Here is a 19,885-nt window from a genome sequence, read left to right on the forward strand (position 1 = left end):
GGTGCTGATGCGGGGCAACGAGGCCATCGCCGAAGCGGCGATCCGCGCCGGGTGCAAGTGCTATTTTTGCTACCCCATCACCCCGCAAGGGGAACTGGTGGAGTACATGGCCCGCCACCTCCCGCGGCGGGGTGGGGTGTTCCTGCAAGCGGAGAGCGAGGTGGCCGCGATCAACATGGTGTACGGCGCGTCCGCAGCCGGGGTGCGTACGATGACCTCCTCCTCCTCGCCCGGGATCAGCTTGAAGATGGAGGGCATCTCCTACCTGGCCGGGTCGCGCCTGCCGGCGGTGATCGTGAACGTGATGCGGGGAGGGCCAGGCCTCGGGAACATCGCTCCGGCCCAAGGGGACTACTTCCAGGCCACCAAGGGCGGAGGGCACGGGGACTACCACCTGATCGTGCTTGCCCCGTCCACCGTCCAGGAGGCGGCGGAGCTGGTAATGCTCGCGTTCGCTCTCTCCGACCGATACCGCGTCCCGGCGATGATCCTCGCCGACGGGATGCTCGGACAGATGATGGAGCCAGTGGAGCTCCCGGAGCCGGTGGACGAGGGCGCGATCCCGGAGAAGCCGTGGGCCCTCACCGGGGCCGAGGGGCGGGAGCCCCGTGTGGTGCTGAGCTTCGATCTCGATCCGCAAGGGCTCAAGGAGATGAACCTCGTCCTCCAGGCCACCTACCGGGAGATCGAGGCCCACGAGGTGCGGTGGGAGGAGGTGGACACCGCGGACGCGGAGATCCTCCTCGTGGCGTACGGGACAATGGGCCGGATCGCCAAGACCGTGGTCCGCCTTGCCCGGGCGGAGGGGATCCGTGCCGGGCTTCTCAGGCCGATCAGCCTATGGCCGTTTCCGTACGAGCCGATCCGCGCGCTGGCCGAGCGCATCCCGGTGGTGCTCACCGTGGAGCTCTCCGCGGGCCAGATGTGGGAGGACGTGCGGCTGGCGGTGGAAGGACGGGCCGCGACCCCGTTCTACGGGGAGCTCGGCGGGGTGGTGCCCACTCCCAAGGAGATCCTAAGCGAGGTGAAAAAGCATGCTCGCTGACGTGAAGATCCCGGAGGGCTATGTGCGCGTGTTCAAGCGACCGGATTCCATGTCCGATGCCCCGTACACCTACTGCCCCGGCTGCCACCACGGGGTCATCGGGCGGCTGGTGGCGGAGGCGATCGATGAACTGGGGATCCGCGGGCGCACGGTGGGGATCGCTCCGGTGGGGTGTGCCGTGTTCCTGTACCGGTTCTACCGATGCGACTTCATCCAGGCCGCCCACGGCCGGGCGTGCGCGGTGGCCACCGGCCTCAAGCGGGCCAACCCTGACCTCATCGTGTTCACCTACCAGGGGGATGGCGACCTCGCCGCCATCGGCACCGCCGAGACCGTCCACGCCGCCAACCGCGGCGAGAACATCACCGCGATCTTCGTGAACAACGCCGTTTACGGGATGACCGGAGGGGAGATGGCCCCCACCACCCTGCCTGGCCAGCGCACCGTGACCACCCCGGAAGGGCGGGACGTCCGCACCACCGGCTACCCCTTCAAGATCTCGGAGATGTTGGCCCAGCTCGATGGCCCGGCGTACATCACCCGCCAGGCCGTGTACGACGTGCGTCACGTTCAGATGGCCCGGAAGGCCATCCGCAAGGCGTTCCGCAACCAACTGGAGGGGAAGGGGTTCTCCATGGTGGAGGTGGTGGCCGCGTGCCCCACCAACCTCAAGGTATCCCCAGTACACGGGAACAAGTGGGTGACCGAGCAGGCGCTCCGGTACTTCCCCCTTGGGGACCTCAAGGTCCGTGATCCGTGATGGGAGATCGGTAATGGACGGTTTCAGGCAGCGTCGGCCCGCGGCCCTCACCGATTACGCGTCACGGAGGTGACATGGAGATCGGGGTGATCTTCGCTGGGTTTGGTGGACAGGGGATCCTCCTTGCCGGGAAGGTGCTGGCCCGGGCGGGGATGGACCAGGGGCTCGAGGTGACCTGGCTCCCCTCCTACGGTCCGGAGATGCGCGGGGGGACCGCCAACTGCACGGTGATCCTTGCCGACGAGCCCGTGGGGTCGCCGATCGTGGACGCCCCGCGGGCGCTGGTGGCGCTGAACGGGCCGTCGCTGGATCGATTCGAGCCCAAGGTCGCCCCGGGCGGGGCGGTGGTGGTCAACAGCTCCCTCGTCCCGCGGCCGGTGCGCCGCAAGGACGTGCAGGGGATCCCGGTGCCGGTGAACGACATCGCCCGGGAGCTGGGGGAGCCGCGGGCAATCAACATGGTCGCCCTGGGGGCGGTGGTGCGGGCGCTCGGGATCCTGCCGCTCCAGGCCGTGGTCCAGGCCATGGCCGAGGAACTGGGAGCCAAGGGCCGGGAGCGCCTCGTGGAAGCGAACCGCCTCGCCCTCCGCCGGGGACACGCCGCCTGCCCCCCTTAGGCCCCCCCGGCCACGCCCCCGCTTGACAGGGAAGGGGCGGGGAAGATATCATTCGTGCGACTCCACTGCAGGAGGCGAGGGGGTGATGGGAGGACAAGAACCTTTCCGAACAGAGTTCCATCCGCAGGTGTCTGAAGGAGGTGTCGGAAGGGAGGAGATGAGACTCATGCGAAACCTGGCAGTAGCGGCGTGTCTTATCCCGGGGCTCTCGCTTCTTGGGCCGCCGTGCCGGTGGCCAAGGTCCAGCCGATGAACGCGGGGACGTTCTGGGTTCAGAACACCGCTTCCTGCTCATTCGACACGTTCAAGTTCGACTTCGCTCCGCAGGGAATCACCGTGAAGGCCCTCACGATCAACGGGCCGACGGTGAAGGAGGTCGCCAACGTCAACGGCGCGGTCACGGTCAAGCTCAACGCCGGCGGGTGGCTGATCGTCGGTGTGTCGGGGGTTCCGGCCACCTACACCGACAAGACGCTCCTCAAGTACAGCGAGGCGTTCACGGTCCCGCCGTTCTGCCGGTAGGGAAAGGATAGGAGACAGACTCTACGGTACGGAGGGAAGAGGGATGAAAAAGCTATTTGCATTGGTGTTGATTGCGACGGTGGCGTTCGCTGGGCTTGCTCAGCGGAAGGGCGCGTGGGTGGACGAGGTTGTGCTCGTGGAGGAGCCGAGCACGGGGAAGGCCATTGAGCGGCTCGCGGCCGGCGACATCGACGTGTACGCGTTCTCGATCGGCGACCGGGCCCTGTTTGCCAAGGTCCAGGCCGACCCCAACCTCAAGTACTACCTGTCCTACGGGTCGTTCAACGACCTCACGATGAACCACGGCAGCGACCAGCCGTTCTTCCAGGACGGCCGGCTCAACCCGTTCGGGGTCCCCGCGATCCGCGAGGCGATGCACTACATCATCAACCGCGAGTACATCGCCCAGGAGATCATGGGGGGACTGGCCACCCCGAAATACTCCTACCTCAACCCGGCGTTCCCCGACGGCTCCCAGCGCTACCCCGACCTCATGGAAGCGCTGGAGGACATGTACGTCTACGACTTCGCCAAGGGTGAGCAGATCATCACCCAGGAGCTCACGAAGCTCGGGGCGACGAAGGTCGACGGGGTGTGGACGTACGGCGGCCAGCCCATCGAGCTCAAGTTCCTCATCCGGACTGAGGACGAGCGGCGGCTCATCGGGGACTACATCTCCGACCAGCTGGAGAATCTTGGGTTCACGGTCGTGCGCCAGTACGGGATCAGCCGCGAGCTCTCCCCGCTGTGGATCCAGAGCGACCCGACCTTGGGGCAGTGGAGCCTGTACACCGGCGGTTGGGTGACGACCGCAGTGAGCCGCGACCAGGGGACGGGGTTCAACCAGTTCTACACCAAGCGGATCCTGCCGTGGCCGCTCTTCCAGGCCCTGGCCACTGAGACGACCGACCCGATTCTGAACGAAGTCAGCGACAAGCTCTACCGCCGCGACTACAACTCCATGGAGGAGCGGCGGGAGCTCTTCGAGCAGGCCCTGTACCGCTCGAACGCGTACGCGAACATCATCTGGCTCGTGGACCGGCAGGGGTTCTCCCCGCTGCGGGCCAACGTGGGCCTGGCGGCGGACCTCGCCGCGGGCATCTACGGGTCCCAGGTGTGGGGGCACACGGTCCAGTTCCAGATGGAGGGGGAGCCTGTGGTGGGCGGGACGATGAAGATCGCCACCTCGACCCTCCTCATCGAGCCGTGGAACCCGATCGCCGGCTCGAACTGGGTGTACGACATGTTCCCCATCCGGGCGACGGGTGAGGGCGGGACGGCCGTGGACACCCGGGACGGGCTCGTCTGGCCGCTCCACATCGAGCGGGCCGAGGTGTACGTCCTGAAGGGCCTCCCCGTCTCCACGAACCCCGGCCACGGCTGGTGCTGGTTCGAGTTCGTGGACGAGATCGAGGTCCCGGCGGACGCCTGGTACGACTGGGACGCCGCGGCGCAGAAGTTCATCACCGTCGGGGAGAAGTTCCCCGGTGGGACGACCGCCAAGCGGAAGAGCGTCGTCCACTACCCGGAGAGCCTGTACGATGTCCCGCTCCACGACGGGAGCAAGATCTCGATCGGGGACTTCATCCTCGGGATGATCCTCACCTTCGACCAGGCCAAGCCGGAGAGCCCGATCTACGACGAGGCGGCGGTGCCTGGGTACCAGTCGTTCATGGCCTCGTTCAAGGGCGTGAGGATCGTGTCCACGAACCCGCTCGTGATCGAGACCTACTCCGACGTGTACACGCTCGATGCCGAGCTCAACGTGAGCACCTGGTTCCCGTACTACGATCAGGGGCCGGGGTTCTGGCACACGCTCGCGCTGGGGATCCTGGCTGAGTCGAACAAGGAGCTCGCGTTCTCCAAAGACAAGTCCGCCCTCGTCAAGGTGGAGTGGATGGACTACACCAAGGGGCCGTCGCTCCCGATCCTCGTCAAGTACCTCGACGAGGCGCTCGCCACCGGGTACATCCCGTACGCCCCGACGATGGGCGAGTACGTGAGCGCAGCCGAGGCCGAGGCCCGGTACACGAACCTCAAGGCCTGGTACGAGAAGATGGGCCACCTGTGGGTCGCCAGCGGCCCGTTCTACCTCGACAAGGTGTTCCCCACCGAGAAGCAGATCGTCCTCAAGCGGTTCGAGAACTACCCGTTTGCGGCCGATCGGTTCCAGTTCCTGGTGAAGTAGTGGTCTTCGGAGCCGCCCGGGTTGAACCCCGGGCGGCTCCCTTGTATCTTTCCCCCACCTTGCAGCGACGATTTCCCGGGAGCGCCCAGCCAGGAGGAGGGAAGCCATGCCAGGCGGAAACGCCCTGAGGTTTTTGCGGTACACGGTGGTGCGGGCCGTCACCCAAGGGTTGGCGGTGATCGTCGCCCTCTACATCACGATCCTCATCGTGAACATGGGGGGCAAGCTGGACGACATTCGCCGCTCGGAGATCAAGCTCAGCGTGGCCACCGCCATCACCACCAACCCAGCCAACGCTGACCTGCCGCCGTCGGTGATCAAACAGATGATCGAGGAGCGGGCGCAGCTGGAGTACCGGCGGTTGGGGTTGGACCGGAACTTCTTCGTCCGCAGCTTCGAGTACCTCACGACGGCCCTGTCCCTGTCGCTGGGCCGGGCGGAGTACCTGTTCAGCGACAGCGGATCCCGGGAGGTGCGGCGGATCATCGCCGAACGGCTCCCCTCGACGCTCATCTTGTTCGGAACGGCCAACCTCCTCATCTTCTTCCTGACGCTGTGGGTGGGGCTAGCCCTCTCCCGGCGGTACGGGACGTGGATAGACCGGCTGGTCGTGTCGTTGGCCCCCACTTCGGCTGCGCCGGGGTGGTTCTACGGGATCTTCCTCCTCCTCATCTTCGCCGCCGTGCTGCGGGTCCTCCCGTGGGGGGGGATGGTGTCCGCCCCACCGCCCGAGAACCCCTGGCTGTACGCGGCAAGCGTCCTGCTGCACATGATCCTGCCGGTGACGGCGATGGTGATGGGGAGCTTCTTCTCCGGGGCCTACGGCCGGCGCACGTTCTTCCTCATCTTCTCCAGCGAGGACTACGTGGACCTCGCCAAGGCCAAGGGCCTCTCCAGCCGCGCCCTCCAGAACCGGTACATCCTCCGGCCGACCCTGCCCACGATCATCACCGGGTTCGTGCTCATGGTGATCGGGCTCTGGTTCGGGGCGATCATCTTGGAGACGGTGTTCAACTGGCCGGGGATCGGGCGCCTGTACTACCAGGCGACCAACACGAGCGACACCCCGGTGGTGGTGGGCGTGATGGTGGTGTACGGGTACTTGCTCGCCATCTCCGTGTTTCTCCTGGACTTCATCTACGGGGTTGTGGACCCCCGGGTGCGGGTCACCGGCGGGACCCAAAGGAGGCTTTGATCCATGCGCCGGATCTTCCAGATGCTGCGGGAGCTGCGCCGGTACCCCTCGGCGGTGGGGGGGCTGGCGCTCATCGGGCTCCTGGTCGCCATTTCCATCTACACGATCATCGCCATCCCCTACCCGGAGGCGATCCGCCTGTGGCGGGGAGGGCCTGGGGTGTGGGACGACAACCCCCGGAATGCGGCGCCGGTGTGGACGGATCTGTTCACGGCCGACCGGCTGCCCCGGACGATCGTCGTGGACAACGCCCAGGGGGGGACGAAGACCGTGGAACCCCTTCCCGACGGCCGGAAACGGATTGAGTTTGCGCTCAGGTTCGACTACGCCTACGACCGGTTCCCGTCGGAGATCGTCCTCTTCGCCCAGGCGCCAGCGGCGACGGAGACCCCCATGCGGACGCGGTACTCCGTCCTGTGGAGGTTCCCCAACGGGCAGGAGTACCAGGTCGCCTCAAGCCGCTCCATGCGCGCCTCGGAGAGCTACTACATCTCCCAGGACCTGTCCCTGGTCCAGAACCTGGGGGCCACGGGCGAGTACGCCCTGTTCACGGACCCGGCGATGAAGGCGGTGCCGGTGAAGGACCGGGCGCCCCTCAAGGGGGAGTACACGGTGGTGATCCGGGCCGAGGTCCCCGCGGAGGCGGACTTCAACGCCAAGCTCGTCGTGTACGGGCGGATCCACGGCCTGGCCGGCACGGACCACCGCCGCCGCGACCTCACGGTGGCCCTCCTATGGGGGACGCCCCTGGCCCTTGTGTTCGGCCTGGTGGGGGCGGTGGGCACGACGGTGATCACGTTCGTCCTGTCCGGGATCGGGACGTGGTTCGGGCGGTGGGTGGACACCCTGTTCCAGCGGATCACCCAGGTGAACATGGTCATCCCCACCCTGCCCGTGCTCATCATGATTGGGCAGTTCTACAGCCGGAGCCTGTGGCTCATGCTCGCGGTGTTCATGGCCCTGAGCATCTTCGGCGGGGGGATGGTCACGTACCGGGCGATGTTCCTCCAGGCCAAGGAGGCCCCCTACATCGAGGCCGCGAGGGCGTACGGGGCGAAGAACATGCGCATCGTGTTCCGGTACCTTCTGCCGCGCATCATCCCGGTGCTCCTGCCCGCGTTCGTGCTCACCGTGCCTAGCTTCGTGTTCCTCGAGGCGGGCCTGGCGGTGCTCGGGCTGGGAGACCCGATCCTCCCCACGTGGGGGAAGGTGATCAACGACGCCCAGAGCCAGGACGCCCTGTACAAGGGGTACTACTACTGGGTGGTGGAGCCGGCGCTTCTGCTCATGATCACGGGGTTCGCATTCTCGATGGTTGGGTATGCCCTGGACCGCGTGTTCAACCCCAGGCTGAGGACGGTGTAGACGGTGACGGACAGCACTGCAATGCCGGAGCCGAAGGCAGCGTCGGTGACCGCACAGACCCTCGACCACCGGCCGGGGAGCTTGCTCCGGGTGGTGGACCTGGTCCTCCACTTCCGCACCACGCGCGGAGTGCTCCAGGCGGTGGATGGGGTCAGCTTCACGATGGAGAAGCGGGGGGCGGTGGCGATCCTGGGGGAGTCCGGGTGCGGGAAGACCTCCCTCGCCCGGGCGGTCCTGCGCCTGCTTCCCCGCAACGTGCACACCTACAGGGGCGAGGTGTGGGTCAACGGCACGGAAGTCATGAAGATGTCGGACGAGTGGTTCCGGCAGAACATGCGGTGGGTGAAGGCGTCAATGGTGTCCCAGGCGGCGATGAACGCCCTGAACCCCGTGCTCAAGGTGGGGTTCCAGGTGGCCGAACCCCTCCTCATCCACCACCACATGTCCAAGAAGGACGCGATGAAGCGGGCCGAGGAGGTGTTCCGCATCGTGGGGGTGCCGGTGGACTTCCTCAACCGCTACGCGTTCGAGCTTTCGGGCGGGATGCGGCAGCGGGCGATCCTGGCCATGGCCCTCATCACGAGCCCCCCCCTCATCGTCCTCGACGAGCCCACGAGCGCCCTGGACATGCTGACCCAGGCCAACATCTTCAACGCCCTCAAGGACATCAAGAACCAGCTTGAGGTGGGCTACATCCTCATCACCCACGACATCTCCACCTCCAGCGACCTCGCCGACGAGGTGATCATCATGTACGCCGGCCAGATCGTGGAGCACAGCTTTGCCGAGACGGGGTACCGCACCCCCCTCCACCCCTACGCCCGGGGGTTGATGGCGAGCGTCCCCACCCTGCGGGAGGACAAGAAGCTGGAGTTCATCCCCGGGCAACCCCCGAGCCTCATCCACCCCCCCACCGGCTGCCGGTTCGCCGCCCGCTGCCCGCAACGGTTTGACCGGTGCGACCGCGAGCCCCCGACCTTCGCGGTCGGCCCGCGGGGCGAGCTCGTCAAGTGCTGGCTGTACGCCCGATAGGAGCCCTATGTCCAACGAGATCCTGCTCACAGTGAAAGATCTCCACACCTGGTACGAGCTGAGGAAGTGGGGGTTCTTCCGCGCCGGCTACGTCCGGGCGGTGGACGGGGTGAGCTTCGACCTCCGCCAGGGCGAGGCCCTGACCGTGGTCGGGGAGAGCGGTTCCGGGAAGACGACCCTCATCAAGACGATCCTGGGGCTGGCGCCGGTGACCAAGGGGGAGATCCTGTTCGCCGGCCGGAGGCTGAACGGCGACCCCCGCGCGTTCGCCTGGCTCCACTCCCGGGTGGGGTTCGTCCAACAGGACCCCTACGGGGCCCTTCCCCCGTTCATGACCGTGCGGCGGATCCTCCTGGAGCCGATGATCGTGAACAAGGTGGGGACGGAGCGGGAGCGGGAGGACCGGGTGCGGGAGGTCCTGGAGGAGGTGCGGCTCGTGCCGGTGGCCGACTTCCTCAACAAGTTCCCCCACATGCTCTCCGGAGGCCAGCAGCAGCGGCTCGTCATCGCCCGGGCGATGGCCCTCCGCCCGTCCCTCATCGTCGCCGACGAGCCGGTGTCCATGCTCGACGCCTCGGTGCGGGTGGAGATCCTGGAGCTCATGCGCCGCATCCAGAAGGCCCACGACCTCGGGGTGATCTACATCACCCACGATCTATCCACCGTGCGCTACTTCTCGGAGCGCGTCTTTATCATGTACGCGGCGAAGGTTGTGGAGAAAACCGACGTGCGGGAGATCGTGCACAATACCCTCCACCCCTACGCCAAGGCCCTCCTGGCGGCGATCCCCGACCCTGATCCGGAGAACGCGCGGCGGTACCGGGACGTGCCGCCAGGGGAGCCGCCGAGCCTCGTGCGGCCGCCCGACGGCTGTCGCTTCCACCCCCGCTGCCCGGCCAAGATCGAGGGCCTGTGCGAGAAGGAGGTGCCGCCGGAGTTCGAGCCGACCCGGGACCACTTCGTGTCGTGCTGGCTGTACCGAGGGGGCCCATGACCGCGCGGCCGGGGACCCTCCTCCTGGTGGGGGTCATGGCCATGGTGCTCGCGGTGGTGCTCGCGTTCCTCATGTTCCTCAAGGTCCTCGCGCCGTCGCTGGCGCTCGGGTTTTTGTCCTTCACCCTGTCCGTGGGGGGGCTCATCCTGGGCCTCATCGGCGCCACAAGCTACTTCCGGCCCTCCGGCCGTGACGGGGACGAGTGACGCGGGCGGCCGGCCCGTGTTCCGCGGGCGGCTCCTCACCGTCCTCCTCCGCTCCACCCCGGAGGGGAGCCGGGAGGTCGTGGTCCACCCCGGGGCGGTGGGCATGGTCGTGGTGGACGGGTACGGCCGCCTCCTCCTTGTCCGCCAGCACCGGGAAGGGGCGGGGAAGCCCCTCTGGGAGATCCCCGCCGGAACCCTTGAGCCCGAGGAGAGGCCGCTCGCCGTGGCCAAACGGGAGCTCCTCGAGGAAACGGGGCTTTCCGCCCGGCAGTGGCGGTTCTTGGGCCTGATCTACCCCACCCCGGGGTATTCCACGGAGAGGATCTTCCTGTTCTTGGCCCAGGGGGTGGAAGGGACCCCAGTGGCCCGGGCGGAGGTCGCGGAAGTGCGGTTCTTCTCCCCACAGGAGGTGCGGAGGCTCGCCCGGACCGGCCAAGGGGATGGGAAGACCCTAGCCGTCCTGGCCCTCCTCTAGCTTGGGGACCCGCACCCCACGCTCCCGGGCGATGCGGATCGCCGCCTCGTAGCCGGCATCGGCGTGGCGGGCCACCCCCAGGCCGGGGTCCACGGTGAGCACCCGTTCCAGGCGCCTCCCAGCCGCCTCCGTGCCATCGGCGACGATGACCATCCCCGCGTGGATGCTCTTTCCGATCCCCACCCCGCCCCCGTGGTGCACCGCGACCCAGGTCGCCCCACAGACCGCGTTGAGAAGGGCGTTCAGGATCGGCCAGTCGGCGATGGCATCCGAGCCATCCTTCATGCCCTCGGTCTCCCGATAAGGTGAAGCCACCGAGCCCGAGTCCAGGTGGTCCCGGCCGATCACGATGGGGGCCTGGACCTCGCCGCGGCGGACGAGCTCGTTGAAGCGGAGGCCGGCCTCGGCCCGCTCCCCGTAGCCAAGCCAGCAGATCCGGGCCGGCAGCCCCTGGAACCGGACCTTGGCCTCCGCCCTCTCAATCCACCGCCGGAGGGAGGCGTCCTGGGGGAAGAGGTCGAGGATCGCCCGGTCCGTGCGCAGGATGTCCCCCGGGTCCCCGGACAGGGCCGCCCACCGGAACGGGCCCTTCCCCGCGCAGAACATGGGCCGGATGTAGGCCTCGACGAACCCCGGGAACGCGAACGCCTGGTCGAAGCCGCCCTTCTTGGCTTGGGCGCGGAGGGCGTTCCCGTAGTCGAACGTCACCGCCCCGGCCTCCTTCATGGCGACCATCGCCCGCACGTGGCGGACCATGGACTGGTAGGAAAGCTCGATGTACGCTTTCGGATCCCGCTTGCGGAGCCGGAGCGCCTCCTCATAGCTCATCCCCCCGGGCACGTACCCGTGGAGCTCATCGTGGGCGGCCGTCTGGTCCGTGACCACGTCCGGGATGACGCCCCGCCGCAGAAGCTCCGGGTACACGTCGGCCGCGTTCCCCAGAAGGCCAATGGAGATGGGCTCGCCCTTCCTCCGGTGCTCCTCTGCGATCCGCAGGGCCTCATCCAAGGAGTCGGTCCACGTGTCGAGCTGGGCCAGGGATAGGCGGCGTTGGATCTTGTCGGGGTTGATCTCGACGATCAAGCCTACCCCGTCGTTCATCGTGATCGCCAGGGGCTGGGCGCCCCCCATCTCCCCAAGGCCGGCGGTGAGGACGAGCCGGCCCCGGAGCGTCCCCCCGAAGTGCTGGCGGGCGCACTCGGCCAAGGTCTCGTAGGTGCCCTGGAGGATCCCCTGGGTCCCAATGTAGATCCAGCTTCCGGCGGTCATCTGGCCGTACATGGTGAGGCCCAAGCGCTCGAGTTCCCGGAACTTCTCCCAGGTGGCCCACTCCGGAACAAGCATGGCGTTGGCGATGAGGACCCGCGGGGCATCCTCATGGGTCTTGAAGATGGCCACGGCCCGACCGGACTGGACCACCAAGGTCTCGTCGCCCTCGAGCTCCCGGAGGCAGCGGACGATGATGTCGAAATCCTCCCAGGAGCGGGCGGCCTTTCCGGTTCCGCCGTAGACGATGAGGTGGGCAGGGTCCCCGGCCACCTCGGGGTCGAGGTTGTTCATGAGCATGCGCAGGGCCGCTTCCTGAAGCCACCCCTTGCACGTGAGCTTGATGCCCCGTGGGGCCCGCACCGTCCGCGTCACCGTGATGTCCGCCATCGTTTCCCGGTGAATCTTAGACCAGGGGCAGGGCATGGTAAAGGGAACTCGGGCGGAGGGTCTGGCAGCGGGAGAGGGGAACCGGGTAGAATGTCCCACTTCACCGGGAGGTGGAACACGATGAGACGGACAACGGCGCTTGTGGGGCTGATCGTGTTGTGTCTTGCGTTCTTGCCAGCGTGGGCGGAGGAGACAGCCGCGCCGCCGACCAAGCTGGGGGTGGGCGGGAGTTTCATGGCTGGTTCTCCGGTGTTCGACATATTCGCCCAGATCCCGTTTGGCGAGAGCCAAGGCATCCGGTTCACCCTGTCCACGATGTTCGCTGCCGCCGGCTTTTACGCGTTTGTGGTCGATGGGGCGTTTCTGATCACCCTTCCACTCGAGGGATTCCAGCCCTACTTTGGTGGAGGCGGTGGGGCGTTCATGGTGATCGATCCGGTAGGCAACGTGATCGGTGCGTTCACCGTGAACGGACTGGGCGGCGCGTTCTGGCCCCTCGGCGAGGGGTTCGGCTTGTACGCGCAGATTCGGTTCCTGGGGGTCCTCCTGCCCGCCGGGTTCCAGGGGAACCTAGCTCCCGGCCTGGGCCTGTTCGTGAGCTTCTAGGTCGAACGATCCGTCTTGCCGGGGCGGGCGGCTGTCCGCCCCGTGCTGTTCTTCACGACCCTCTCCATTTCGCCCGGCGGTCGCCGTGACGTCCCTCGGTCATGGGCATGACGTCCTTTCTCCTCCGCAGGATCGACCCTACGCTGGCTGCGATGAGGGGTGAACGATGAAGGCGATGCTGGGGCCGCTTCTGGTGCTCGGGACGCTCCTCGGTCTCTCCATCCTCCTTGCCATTCCGTCCGCCTCTCCTCCGGAATTGGCGGGCTGGCAGGCCCTATGGCGGGCGCAGGAGGGCCTTCCCGGGACGCTCCCTGAGCTGGAGGCGCTGGCCGTCCGGGAGGACGGGGTGGGCTGGCAGGCCCGGGTCCTCGCGGGCCGGACCCACGCGGCCGCTGGGAACTATCAGGCCGCGGTCGTGCACTTCCGCATCGCCCTGGCCCTGCGCGCCACCTCTGACCTGCGGCAGGAGCTCGCCCTGGCCCTGGAGGGGGCCGGCCGCCGGGAGGAGGCCTTGGCGGAATGGGAACGTCTCCTTCCCCGTCGGGAGGCGGTCCAGGCGGTGATCCGCCTCGAGCACGATCCGGTGCGGGCGGCGTCGCGGCTGAACGGGGCCGGCCAGTACGCCGAGGCCCTGGCCCTCCTCGCCCCGCTCACCGGGACCCCGGCGGCGCTGGAGCGGGCGCGGGCTCTGGCCGGCCTCGGGCGGGTCAAGGAAGCGGTGGTCGAGTACGAGCGGTACCTCGCGGCCTCGTCCGGGGACACCGGGGTTCGGCTTGCCTACGGGCAGGCGCTGGAGCGGGCCGGGGAGGCGGAGCGGGCCCTGGCGGTGTACCGCGCCCTGGGCGCGGCCGGGGCCTACTCCGCCGGCCGGCTCCTGGAAGCGATGGGCCGGAGGGAGGAGGCGATCGCCGCCTACCGCGCATCCGCCGACCCCGAGGCCCGGTGGCGGGCGGCCCGGCTCCTGGAGGCCGCGGGCCGGGAAGGGGAGGCCTTGGCCCTGTACCGGGAGCTCGCCCAAGGGACGCACCGCGTCCGCGACGATGCCGCCCTGCGCGCCTACCTCCTCTACCGTCGTCGCGGCGAAGCGGAAAAGACCGGGGACATGGCGAAGCTCCTCCCGTCCGCGTTCACCTGGCTCCTCGGGACCTACCGCCCCCCGCCGGTCCCCACCCTTGCCCCCAACCCTCCCCGCACCACCCCTCAGGCGGTGCGGGTGGCGGACGCCCTGGTCCGCCATCTCCCGGGGGAGGAGGGCGAGGCCTGGGCCCGGGTGGAGCTGGAGGTGGCCCTGAAAAGGGCGTCCGTCGCGGACAAGCTCGCCATCGGAGAGTGGTTCTACGCCCAAGGGGACTGGCGCTCTGCCTTCCGGATCGGATCCGAAGTCCTGGCCGTGCACCCCTGCCCGCGGGGCTATCGCCTCGCCTATCCTTTGGCACACTGGGACACGGTTCAGCGATGGGCCAGTGCGTACGGGGTGGACCCGCTCCTTGTGCTCGCCGTGATGCGCGAGGAAAGCGGGTTTTCTCCCACCGCGGTCTCCTCGTCCGACGCCCGGGGCCTGATGCAGCTCCTCCCATCCACCGCCCGGTGGATCGCGGAGGAAAAGCTCAAGGGCACGTACCGGGAGGCAGACCTGTTCCGGCCTGAGGTCAACATCCAGCTCGGCACGTGGTACCTCGGCCATCTCCTTGGCCAGTTCGGGGGAGACGTGGCCCGGGCGGTGGCCGCGTACAACGGCGGGCCGGGGAACGTCCAGCGGTGGACTGCCGGCGGGCTTCCCTCCCCGGCCGACCTCCCCGGGGCCCTTGTATCCAGCGAGACCCGGGAGTACCTAGCCAAGGTCCTCCAGTCCTGGCTTGTGTACCGGTGGCTCTATTCCCCCTGATCGGGGTCCATCGCGACCGCAGGCTCGGGGGCGGGGGCCGGGATGAGGACAGCGGGGGTGGGGGCAAGGACCACCGCTCCGGCGGGCACGTCCTCCCGCACCACTGCCCCGGCCCCGATCTTGGCCCCCCGTCCTACCCGGATCGGCCCCAAGAGCACCGCCCCCGCCCCGATCACGACCCCGTCCTCGATCGTGGGGTGGCGCTTGCCCCGGCGGTGGGTGGTGGCCCCGATGACCACCCCGGAATAGAGGTGCACGTCATCTCCGATCTCCGCGGTCTCCCCGATGACCACCCCCATCCCGTGATCGATGGTCACCCGCCGGCCAAGCCGGGCCCCTGGGTGGATCTCCACCCCGGTGGCCCAGCGGGTGAGGTGGGCAAGGAGCCGGGCCAACAGCTTCAGCCCATGTTGCCACAGCCCGTGGTTCACCCGGTGCATCCACACCGCGTGGAGGCCGGGGTAGCACAACAGGACCTCCAGGGGATGCCGGGCCGCCGGGTCCCGGGCCATCATCGCCCGGATGTCCTCCCCCATGCCCCTAAACATGGGGACCCCCGAACAGGCCGGTGGACAGGTACCGCTCCCCGGTGTCGGGGAGGATCACCACCAGGGTCTTCCCCGCGGCCTCCGGCCGGGCCGCCACCCGCAGCGCCGCGCTCAGCGCCGCCCCGGACGAGATCCCGGCCAGGATCCCCTCTTCCCGGGCGAGCCTCCGGGCCCCCTCCTCTGCCTCCTCCTCGGTCACGGTCAGGACCTCATCGATGACCGTGCGGTCCAGGATGGGCGGCACGAATCCCGCCCCGATCCCCTGAATCCGGTGCCGCCCCGGGACTCCACCGGACAGGATCGGGGACCCGGCTGGCTCCACCCCCACCACGTGCACCCCAGGCTTCCGCCGCTTGAGGACCCGGCCCACCCCGGTGATCGTCCCCCCGGTGCCGATTCCGGCCACGAAGATGTCCACCTTCCCTTCGGTATCCCCCCAGATCTCCTCGGCCGTGGTCTCCTCGTGGATGCGGGGGTTGGCGGGGTTGACGAACTGGTTGGGCATGAACGCGCCCAGCTGGCGCACGAGTTCCTCGGCCTTCGCCACCGCCCCCGCCATCCCCTCCCTCCCCGGGGTGAGCACCACCTCCGCCCCGAGGGCCCGGAGGATGCGTGAGCGTTCCGGGGACATCGTGTCGGGCATGGTGAGGACGAGGCGGTACCCGCGCAGCGCGCACACGAACGCCAGGCCAATCCCAGTGTTGCCGGAAGTGGGCTCCACCACGATGCCTCCCGGACCGAGCAGCCCCCGCTCCTCGGCGTCGCGGACCATCGCCCACGCGATCCGGTCCTTGACGCTCCCGAGTGGGTTCCGCATCTCGAGCTTCCCCAGGAGCTCCCCGGGGAGACCGCGCCCGATCCGGCTCAGGCGCACGAGCGGCGCGGCCCCGATGAGGTCGATCAGGCTACTGGCAACGCGCATCCGGACCTCCTTCGCGGGTGAAGGGCGAGCCGGTGAATCGGATGGGAACCTGGGAGGACCTCCGGGGATCAGCTGGCGGCCGGGGTGAAGGCGGGGCAACAAAGGCGATCACCCATGACCGCGATGTTCGTCCTCTGCATACCTGTCACCCCCTGGGTGGATGAAATGTTGGAGGAACATACCGCGCCGCCGCTCCTCGGTCAACCCCCGGGAGGTAGCCGGCCGCGTTCGAGGTTAGAATGGACTTAAGATCCGGTTTCTCCGGCCTCCCAAGGAGGGAGGGAACATGACGAACGGCTACATGCTGAAGGTGGAGCACCTGCGGCTCGAACGCGATGGGGTTACCATCCTCCGCGACGTTAACCTGACCGTGGCCCCGGCCCAGGTGTTCGGGCTCCTCGGCCGCAACGGGTGCGGGAAGTCGAGCCTGGCCTACGCCCTGATGGGCTGCGGCGGCTATGCCCCATCGTCTGGACGGATCCTGTTCGACGGCCAGGACATCACCCACCTTTCCGTCACCGAGCGGGCCCGGCTCGGGATGACCCTGGCCTGGCAGGACCCGGCCCGGTTCGAGGGGATCAAGGTCAAGGACTACCTAGCCCTGGGGATGAGGGAGCCGTCCCGGGCGGCCATGGAGGAAGCCCTGACCGCGGCCGGGCTCTCTCCCCTCACCTACATGGAGCGGGCGGTGAACGATGTGCTTTCCGGCGGGGAGCGGAAGCGGATCGAGCTCGCCGCGGTGTACGCGATGCGGCCTAGGCTCGCGATCTTGGACGAACCCGACTCCGGGATCGACGTCCTCTCCCTTGACGCCATCGGCCGCCTCATCCGCGGGCTGGCCGCCCAGGGCACCGCGGTCCTCCTCATCACCCACCGCGACGAGATGGTGCCGGTGGCCGACGTGGCGGCGTTGATGTGCCAAGGGGAGATCCTCGAGGTGGGCGATCCCCAAACGGTGCGCGACTACTACGCCCGGCGTTGCCAGCCGTGCGAGGCAGGCCAGAGGATGCCGTGAGCGACTTCGACGCGATCCTCAAGGCGTACGAACGGTCCGGGGGGAACCCGCACTTCCTGCGCTCCTCAAAGGTGGTGAGCATGGTGGTGAGCGGGAACCGGGTGCTGGGGGCGAACGAGGTGCGCGGGGTTCACCTCCTTGCCGAGGAGCTCCCGGACGGGGTCCGGGCGCGGATCGTGGTCGAGCCGGGGGTGAAGCTTCCCACTCCGGCCCACCTCTGTTTCGGGGTGATCCCCAAGGAGGGGATCCAGCGGATCCTCCCCGTGTTCGAGATCGGGGCCGGGGCGGCGGTGGAGTTCGTGGCCCACTGCACGTTCCCCAATGCGGAGCGGGTGGTGCACCTGATGGAGGGGGAGATCCACGTGGGCCGCGGCGCGTCCATGGCCTACCGCGAGACCCACTACCACGGCGAGACCGGCGGAGTCGAGGTGGCGCCCAAGGCCCATGTGACGGTGGACGAGGGCGGCCGGTACACGGGGGAGTTCGTGCTCACCTCGGGCCGGGTGGGGGTGCTCCGGTTCGACTATGCGGTGGACGTGGCCGCCCGGGGCGTGGCCGAACTCGTCACCAAGGTCTACGGGTACGGCGACGACCAGATCGTGGTCCAGGAAACGATCTGCCTCAACGGGGAGGGGGCGCGGGGCCTGGTCAAGGCCCGCATCGCCGTGCGCGACCGGGCCACAAGCCAGATCATCGGCACCACCGAAGGAAACGCCCCGCTGGCCCGCGGCCACGTGGACTGCGTGGAGATCGTGCGCGACCAAGCGGTGGCGAGCGCGATCCCGCGGGTCAAGGTCACCGATCCTCGCGCCTACGTGACCCACGAGGCGGCGATCGGCACCGTCGACAAGAAGGAGCTGGAGACCCTGATGGCCCGGGGCCTCGATGAGGAGCGGGCGGTGGACGTGATCATCCGGGGGATGCTCCAGTAGCATGGGTGCTGCGGCGGGCAGTAGGGTTGGGCCAACCCCGGGCATGGAGCACCGGCTCGCGATCGCCCTCGTCCTGACCGGCCTCGTGTGCGCCGCGGAGGTGGTGGGCGGGCTCCTCACCGGCAGCCTGGCCCTCCTCTCCGACGCCGCGCACGTGTTCCTCGATGCATTCGCCCTGGGCCTGAGCTACGCCGCCCTGCGGCTGGCGGCCCGCCCTCCGGACGACCGGCACACCTACGGGTTCCACCGCCTCCAGGTCCTGGCGGCGTTGGTCAACGGGGCGACGCTCGCGGTGGTGGCACTGGGGATCTTCCGCGAGGCGTGGGCCCGGCTGCGGGAGCCTGGCCCGGTCCTGGCCGGGCCGATGCTCGCCGTGGCCGCGGCCGGCTTGGCCGCCAACCTGGCCGTAGCTTGGATGCTGCGCAAACACGAGAAACAGGATCTGAACGTGCACAGCGCCTTCCTGCACGTGCTCGGGGATATCCTCGGCTCGGTGGGGGCGATCGCCGCCGGGGTGGTGATCCTCACCACCGGGTGGATCCCGGTCGACCCGATGGTAAGCGTCCTGATAGGGCTGGTGATCCTGGTCGGGGCATGGCGGGTGCTGCGGCGGTCGGTGCACATCCTGGCCGAAGGGGTGCCGGAGGGCCTGTCGGCGACGGCGGTGGGAGCGGCGATGGCCCAGGTGCCCGGGGTGGCCGAGGTGCACGACCTCCACGTGTGGGCGGTGGGGCCGGGATACGCCGCCCTGAGCGCCCACATCGTGCTCGCCGACCAAGCCCTAAGCGAGACCCAGGCGGTGATGCAGGAGCTCAAGCGAGTTCTGGCGGATGAGTTCGGGATCCAGCACACCACGATCCAGTTCGAGTGCCCAAGCTGCGGCCAGGGGACGCTGGCCTGCCTCGGCCCTGGCGGCCACCCACGGTGATCCGCCGGTCCAGGTGGTCGATCCCAAAAGGATGGGCGCCTCTTTTGCAGAAAACCCATCGGCGGTTAGACTTGCCGCATTCGCGGGGGGCGAATCCATGCCGGGCTCCCATTCGGGACGGCTCAGCGCGTGCGAGGGGGTGAGAACGGACGAAGTACGGCAACCAGGCATGGCCGGGTGGGCGGTTCCCCATGGAATGACTTCGAGGAAGGGAGGAATGGCACGTAGATCATGGGTGATGGTTCTTGCGGTTCTCGGTTTGAGCTTGCTGTCCGCGGTGGCCCTTGGCGCGCGTCAGGGCGGCGTGCTGCGGATTAGGGCCATGGACCTCCAGAACATCGACCCAATGAAGCTGCTCGGGCGCAACGACGACATCCACGTGGCCAGCCAGATCTTCGACTCGCTGGTGATCTTGGGCAAGGACGACTTCCTACCTAAGCCCGAGCTGGCTACGAGCTGGGAGCTGGTGGACGACACGACCTGGATCTTCCACCTGCGCGAGGGGGCGATGTTCCAGGACGACAACGAGGTGTTCCCCAAGGGGCAGGCCCGGGAGGTAGTGGCCGACGATGTGGCGTACTCCATCCAAAGGGCCAAGGAGTTGGCCCCGAACCTCAACCTGGCGAGCATCACCAGCGTCCGCGCCATCGATCGGTACACGGTGCTGGTCATCCTCAGCCAGGCGGTGCGACAGGTACTCCAAGGTCATGGCACCGATGGGCTCGTTGGGATGCGGACAGGCAAAGAAGAGGAGTTGTTCCGGACCGTGGCCGATGCGCAGCATGCGGATCGTCTCCCCATCCGTGGACCGGCCGATGGGCACGAGGCGAACCGTCTGCGGGTGCTGCCGGGCCAGGCGCTCGGCGCTCCCGTTCAACTCATCCACGGTCAGGAACCGCTTGTAGTCCGGGACATCACGCAGCACGGGATTCAGTTTCATGTTCGCCCCTTCCATGAGCGTGAGAATGGCCCAGTCTAACCCAGTCTCGTGCGG

The 19,885-nt window shown here is 68.3% G+C and carries 19 protein-coding genes and 2 pseudogenes; 17 read left to right on the forward strand and 4 right to left on the reverse strand.

Annotated features, from left to right (window positions below; all coding sequences use genetic code 11):
* Positions 1–7 precede the first annotated feature (7 nt).
* The 11 genes from NUV94_02065 (at position 8) to NUV94_02115 (ending at position 10,399) form a co-directional block, all read left to right on the forward strand.
* Complete coding sequence (locus NUV94_02065; GenBank protein MCR4391576.1) at positions 8–1,045, forward strand: 3-methyl-2-oxobutanoate dehydrogenase subunit VorB; 1,038 nt, start codon at positions 8–10, stop codon at positions 1,043–1,045.
* Entirely contained in the window at positions 1,035–1,805 is a 771-nt protein-coding gene (locus NUV94_02070; GenBank protein ID MCR4391577.1) for a thiamine pyrophosphate-dependent enzyme, read from the forward strand. The genes NUV94_02065 and NUV94_02070 overlap by 11 nt, the downstream gene beginning before the upstream one ends.
* Before the next feature lie 74 nt (positions 1,806–1,879).
* Positions 1,880–2,422, forward strand: a complete 543-nt coding sequence (locus tag NUV94_02075) for a 2-oxoacid:acceptor oxidoreductase family protein (protein ID MCR4391578.1) — start codon at positions 1,880–1,882, stop codon at positions 2,420–2,422.
* Positions 2,423–2,647: 225 nt separating this feature from the next.
* Positions 2,648–2,944 (forward strand): hypothetical protein, encoded by a 297-nt coding sequence (locus tag NUV94_02080; protein ID MCR4391579.1) that lies wholly within the window; start codon positions 2,648–2,650, stop codon positions 2,942–2,944.
* 43 nt (positions 2,945–2,987) lie between these two features.
* A complete protein-coding gene (locus NUV94_02085) occupies positions 2,988–5,132 on the forward strand; it encodes an ABC transporter substrate-binding protein (GenBank protein MCR4391580.1) in 2,145 nt (714 codons plus the stop codon).
* A 106-nt stretch (positions 5,133–5,238) separates the two neighbouring features.
* The gene (locus NUV94_02090; protein ID MCR4391581.1) at positions 5,239–6,327 is read left to right on the forward strand and encodes an ABC transporter permease; all 1,089 of its coding nucleotides are present in this window, start codon (positions 5,239–5,241) and stop codon (positions 6,325–6,327) included.
* 3 nt (positions 6,328–6,330) lie between these two features.
* Positions 6,331–7,692: an ABC transporter permease gene (locus tag NUV94_02095; protein MCR4391582.1), complete on the forward strand. Its 1,362-nt coding sequence runs from the start codon at positions 6,331–6,333 to the stop codon at positions 7,690–7,692.
* Positions 7,693–7,713: 21 nt separating this feature from the next.
* Positions 7,714–8,724, forward strand: coding sequence for an ABC transporter ATP-binding protein (locus NUV94_02100; GenBank protein MCR4391583.1), 1,011 nt, complete (start codon positions 7,714–7,716; stop codon positions 8,722–8,724).
* 7 nt (positions 8,725–8,731) lie between these two features.
* Positions 8,732–9,718 (forward strand): ABC transporter ATP-binding protein, encoded by a 987-nt coding sequence (locus tag NUV94_02105; protein ID MCR4391584.1) that lies wholly within the window; start codon positions 8,732–8,734, stop codon positions 9,716–9,718.
* The gene (locus tag NUV94_02110) at positions 9,715–9,924 is read left to right on the forward strand and encodes a hypothetical protein (GenBank protein MCR4391585.1); all 210 of its coding nucleotides are present in this window, start codon (positions 9,715–9,717) and stop codon (positions 9,922–9,924) included. Before NUV94_02105 ends, NUV94_02110 begins: the two co-directional genes overlap by 4 nt.
* Positions 9,908–10,399: an NUDIX hydrolase gene (locus NUV94_02115; GenBank protein MCR4391586.1), complete on the forward strand. Its 492-nt coding sequence runs from the start codon at positions 9,908–9,910 to the stop codon at positions 10,397–10,399. The genes NUV94_02110 and NUV94_02115 overlap by 17 nt, the downstream gene beginning before the upstream one ends.
* On the opposite strand, the gene hutU is transcribed toward NUV94_02115, so the two are convergent.
* The gene (hutU, locus tag NUV94_02120; GenBank protein MCR4391587.1) at positions 10,376–12,055 is read right to left on the reverse strand and encodes a urocanate hydratase; all 1,680 of its coding nucleotides are present in this window, start codon (positions 12,053–12,055) and stop codon (positions 10,376–10,378) included. The genes NUV94_02115 and hutU overlap by 24 nt on opposite strands.
* A 120-nt stretch (positions 12,056–12,175) precedes the next feature.
* Between hutU and NUV94_02125 the strand changes: the two genes are divergently transcribed.
* On the forward strand, positions 12,176–12,661 hold the full coding sequence (locus NUV94_02125) for a hypothetical protein (protein ID MCR4391588.1): 486 nt from the start codon (positions 12,176–12,178) through the stop codon (positions 12,659–12,661).
* 166 nt (positions 12,662–12,827) lie between these two features.
* The gene (locus NUV94_02130) at positions 12,828–14,546 is read left to right on the forward strand and encodes a transglycosylase SLT domain-containing protein (protein MCR4391589.1); all 1,719 of its coding nucleotides are present in this window, start codon (positions 12,828–12,830) and stop codon (positions 14,544–14,546) included.
* Here the strand turns inward: NUV94_02130 and NUV94_02135 are convergent.
* From NUV94_02135 to cysK, 3 genes and pseudogenes are all read right to left on the reverse strand, one after another.
* Positions 14,493–14,696 (reverse strand): annotated as a pseudogene (locus NUV94_02135) (hypothetical protein). The gene NUV94_02130 and the pseudogene NUV94_02135 overlap by 54 nt on opposite strands.
* Positions 14,612–15,094, reverse strand: a pseudogene (gene cysE, locus NUV94_02140) (serine O-acetyltransferase). The pseudogenes NUV94_02135 and cysE overlap by 85 nt, the downstream one beginning before the upstream one ends.
* Positions 15,087–16,016, reverse strand: coding sequence for a cysteine synthase A (gene cysK / locus NUV94_02145; protein MCR4391590.1), 930 nt, complete (start codon positions 16,014–16,016; stop codon positions 15,087–15,089). Before cysK ends, cysE begins: the two are co-directional and overlap by 8 nt.
* A gap of 286 nt (positions 16,017–16,302) precedes the next feature.
* On the opposite strand from cysK, the gene NUV94_02150 reads away from it, so the two are divergent.
* From NUV94_02150 to NUV94_02165, 4 genes are all read left to right on the forward strand, one after another.
* On the forward strand, positions 16,303–17,031 hold the full coding sequence (locus NUV94_02150) for an ABC transporter ATP-binding protein (protein ID MCR4391591.1): 729 nt from the start codon (positions 16,303–16,305) through the stop codon (positions 17,029–17,031).
* Complete coding sequence (locus NUV94_02155) at positions 17,028–17,963, forward strand: SufD family Fe-S cluster assembly protein (protein MCR4391592.1); 936 nt, start codon at positions 17,028–17,030, stop codon at positions 17,961–17,963. The genes NUV94_02150 and NUV94_02155 overlap by 4 nt, the downstream gene beginning before the upstream one ends.
* 43 nt (positions 17,964–18,006) lie before the next feature.
* The gene (locus NUV94_02160; GenBank protein ID MCR4391593.1) at positions 18,007–18,891 is read left to right on the forward strand and encodes a cation diffusion facilitator family transporter; all 885 of its coding nucleotides are present in this window, start codon (positions 18,007–18,009) and stop codon (positions 18,889–18,891) included.
* Between the two features lie 238 nt (positions 18,892–19,129).
* Complete coding sequence (locus NUV94_02165) at positions 19,130–19,870, forward strand: ABC transporter substrate-binding protein (GenBank protein ID MCR4391594.1); 741 nt, start codon at positions 19,130–19,132, stop codon at positions 19,868–19,870.
* Positions 19,871–19,885 lie beyond the last annotated feature (15 nt).

The sequence above is a fragment of the Candidatus Acetothermia bacterium genome (genome assembly GCA_024653305.1).
Taxonomy (GTDB): domain Bacteria; phylum Bipolaricaulota; class Bipolaricaulia; order Bipolaricaulales; family Bipolaricaulaceae; genus JACIWI01.

What these genes read in the sequence shown, in the direction of transcription:
- NUV94_02065 (MCR4391576.1), top strand. Translation starts at nt 8, where the DNA reads ATGCGGGGCAACGAGGCCATCGCCGAAGCGGCGATCCGCGCCGGGTGC.
- NUV94_02070 (MCR4391577.1), top strand. Translation starts at nt 1,035, where the DNA reads ATGCTCGCTGACGTGAAGATCCCGGAGGGCTATGTGCGCGTGTTCAAG.
- NUV94_02075 (MCR4391578.1), top strand. Translation starts at nt 1,880, where the DNA reads ATGGAGATCGGGGTGATCTTCGCTGGGTTTGGTGGACAGGGGATCCTC.
- NUV94_02085 (MCR4391580.1), top strand. Translation starts at nt 2,988, where the DNA reads ATGAAAAAGCTATTTGCATTGGTGTTGATTGCGACGGTGGCGTTCGCT.
- NUV94_02090 (MCR4391581.1), top strand. Translation starts at nt 5,239, where the DNA reads ATGCCAGGCGGAAACGCCCTGAGGTTTTTGCGGTACACGGTGGTGCGG.
- NUV94_02095 (MCR4391582.1), top strand. Translation starts at nt 6,331, where the DNA reads ATGCGCCGGATCTTCCAGATGCTGCGGGAGCTGCGCCGGTACCCCTCG.
- NUV94_02100 (MCR4391583.1), top strand. Translation starts at nt 7,714, where the DNA reads ATGCCGGAGCCGAAGGCAGCGTCGGTGACCGCACAGACCCTCGACCAC.
- NUV94_02105 (MCR4391584.1), top strand. Translation starts at nt 8,732, where the DNA reads ATGTCCAACGAGATCCTGCTCACAGTGAAAGATCTCCACACCTGGTAC.
- NUV94_02110 (MCR4391585.1), top strand. Translation starts at nt 9,715, where the DNA reads ATGACCGCGCGGCCGGGGACCCTCCTCCTGGTGGGGGTCATGGCCATG.
- hutU (MCR4391587.1), bottom strand. Translation starts at nt 12,055, where the DNA reads ATGGCGGACATCACGGTGACGCGGACGGTGCGGGCCCCACGGGGCATC.
- NUV94_02125 (MCR4391588.1), top strand. Translation starts at nt 12,176, where the DNA reads ATGAGACGGACAACGGCGCTTGTGGGGCTGATCGTGTTGTGTCTTGCG.
- NUV94_02130 (MCR4391589.1), top strand. Translation starts at nt 12,828, where the DNA reads ATGAAGGCGATGCTGGGGCCGCTTCTGGTGCTCGGGACGCTCCTCGGT.
- cysK (MCR4391590.1), bottom strand. Translation starts at nt 16,016, where the DNA reads ATGCGCGTTGCCAGTAGCCTGATCGACCTCATCGGGGCCGCGCCGCTC.
- NUV94_02150 (MCR4391591.1), top strand. Translation starts at nt 16,303, where the DNA reads ATGACGAACGGCTACATGCTGAAGGTGGAGCACCTGCGGCTCGAACGC.
- NUV94_02160 (MCR4391593.1), top strand. Translation starts at nt 18,007, where the DNA reads ATGGAGCACCGGCTCGCGATCGCCCTCGTCCTGACCGGCCTCGTGTGC.
- NUV94_02165 (MCR4391594.1), top strand. Translation starts at nt 19,130, where the DNA reads ATGGTTCTTGCGGTTCTCGGTTTGAGCTTGCTGTCCGCGGTGGCCCTT.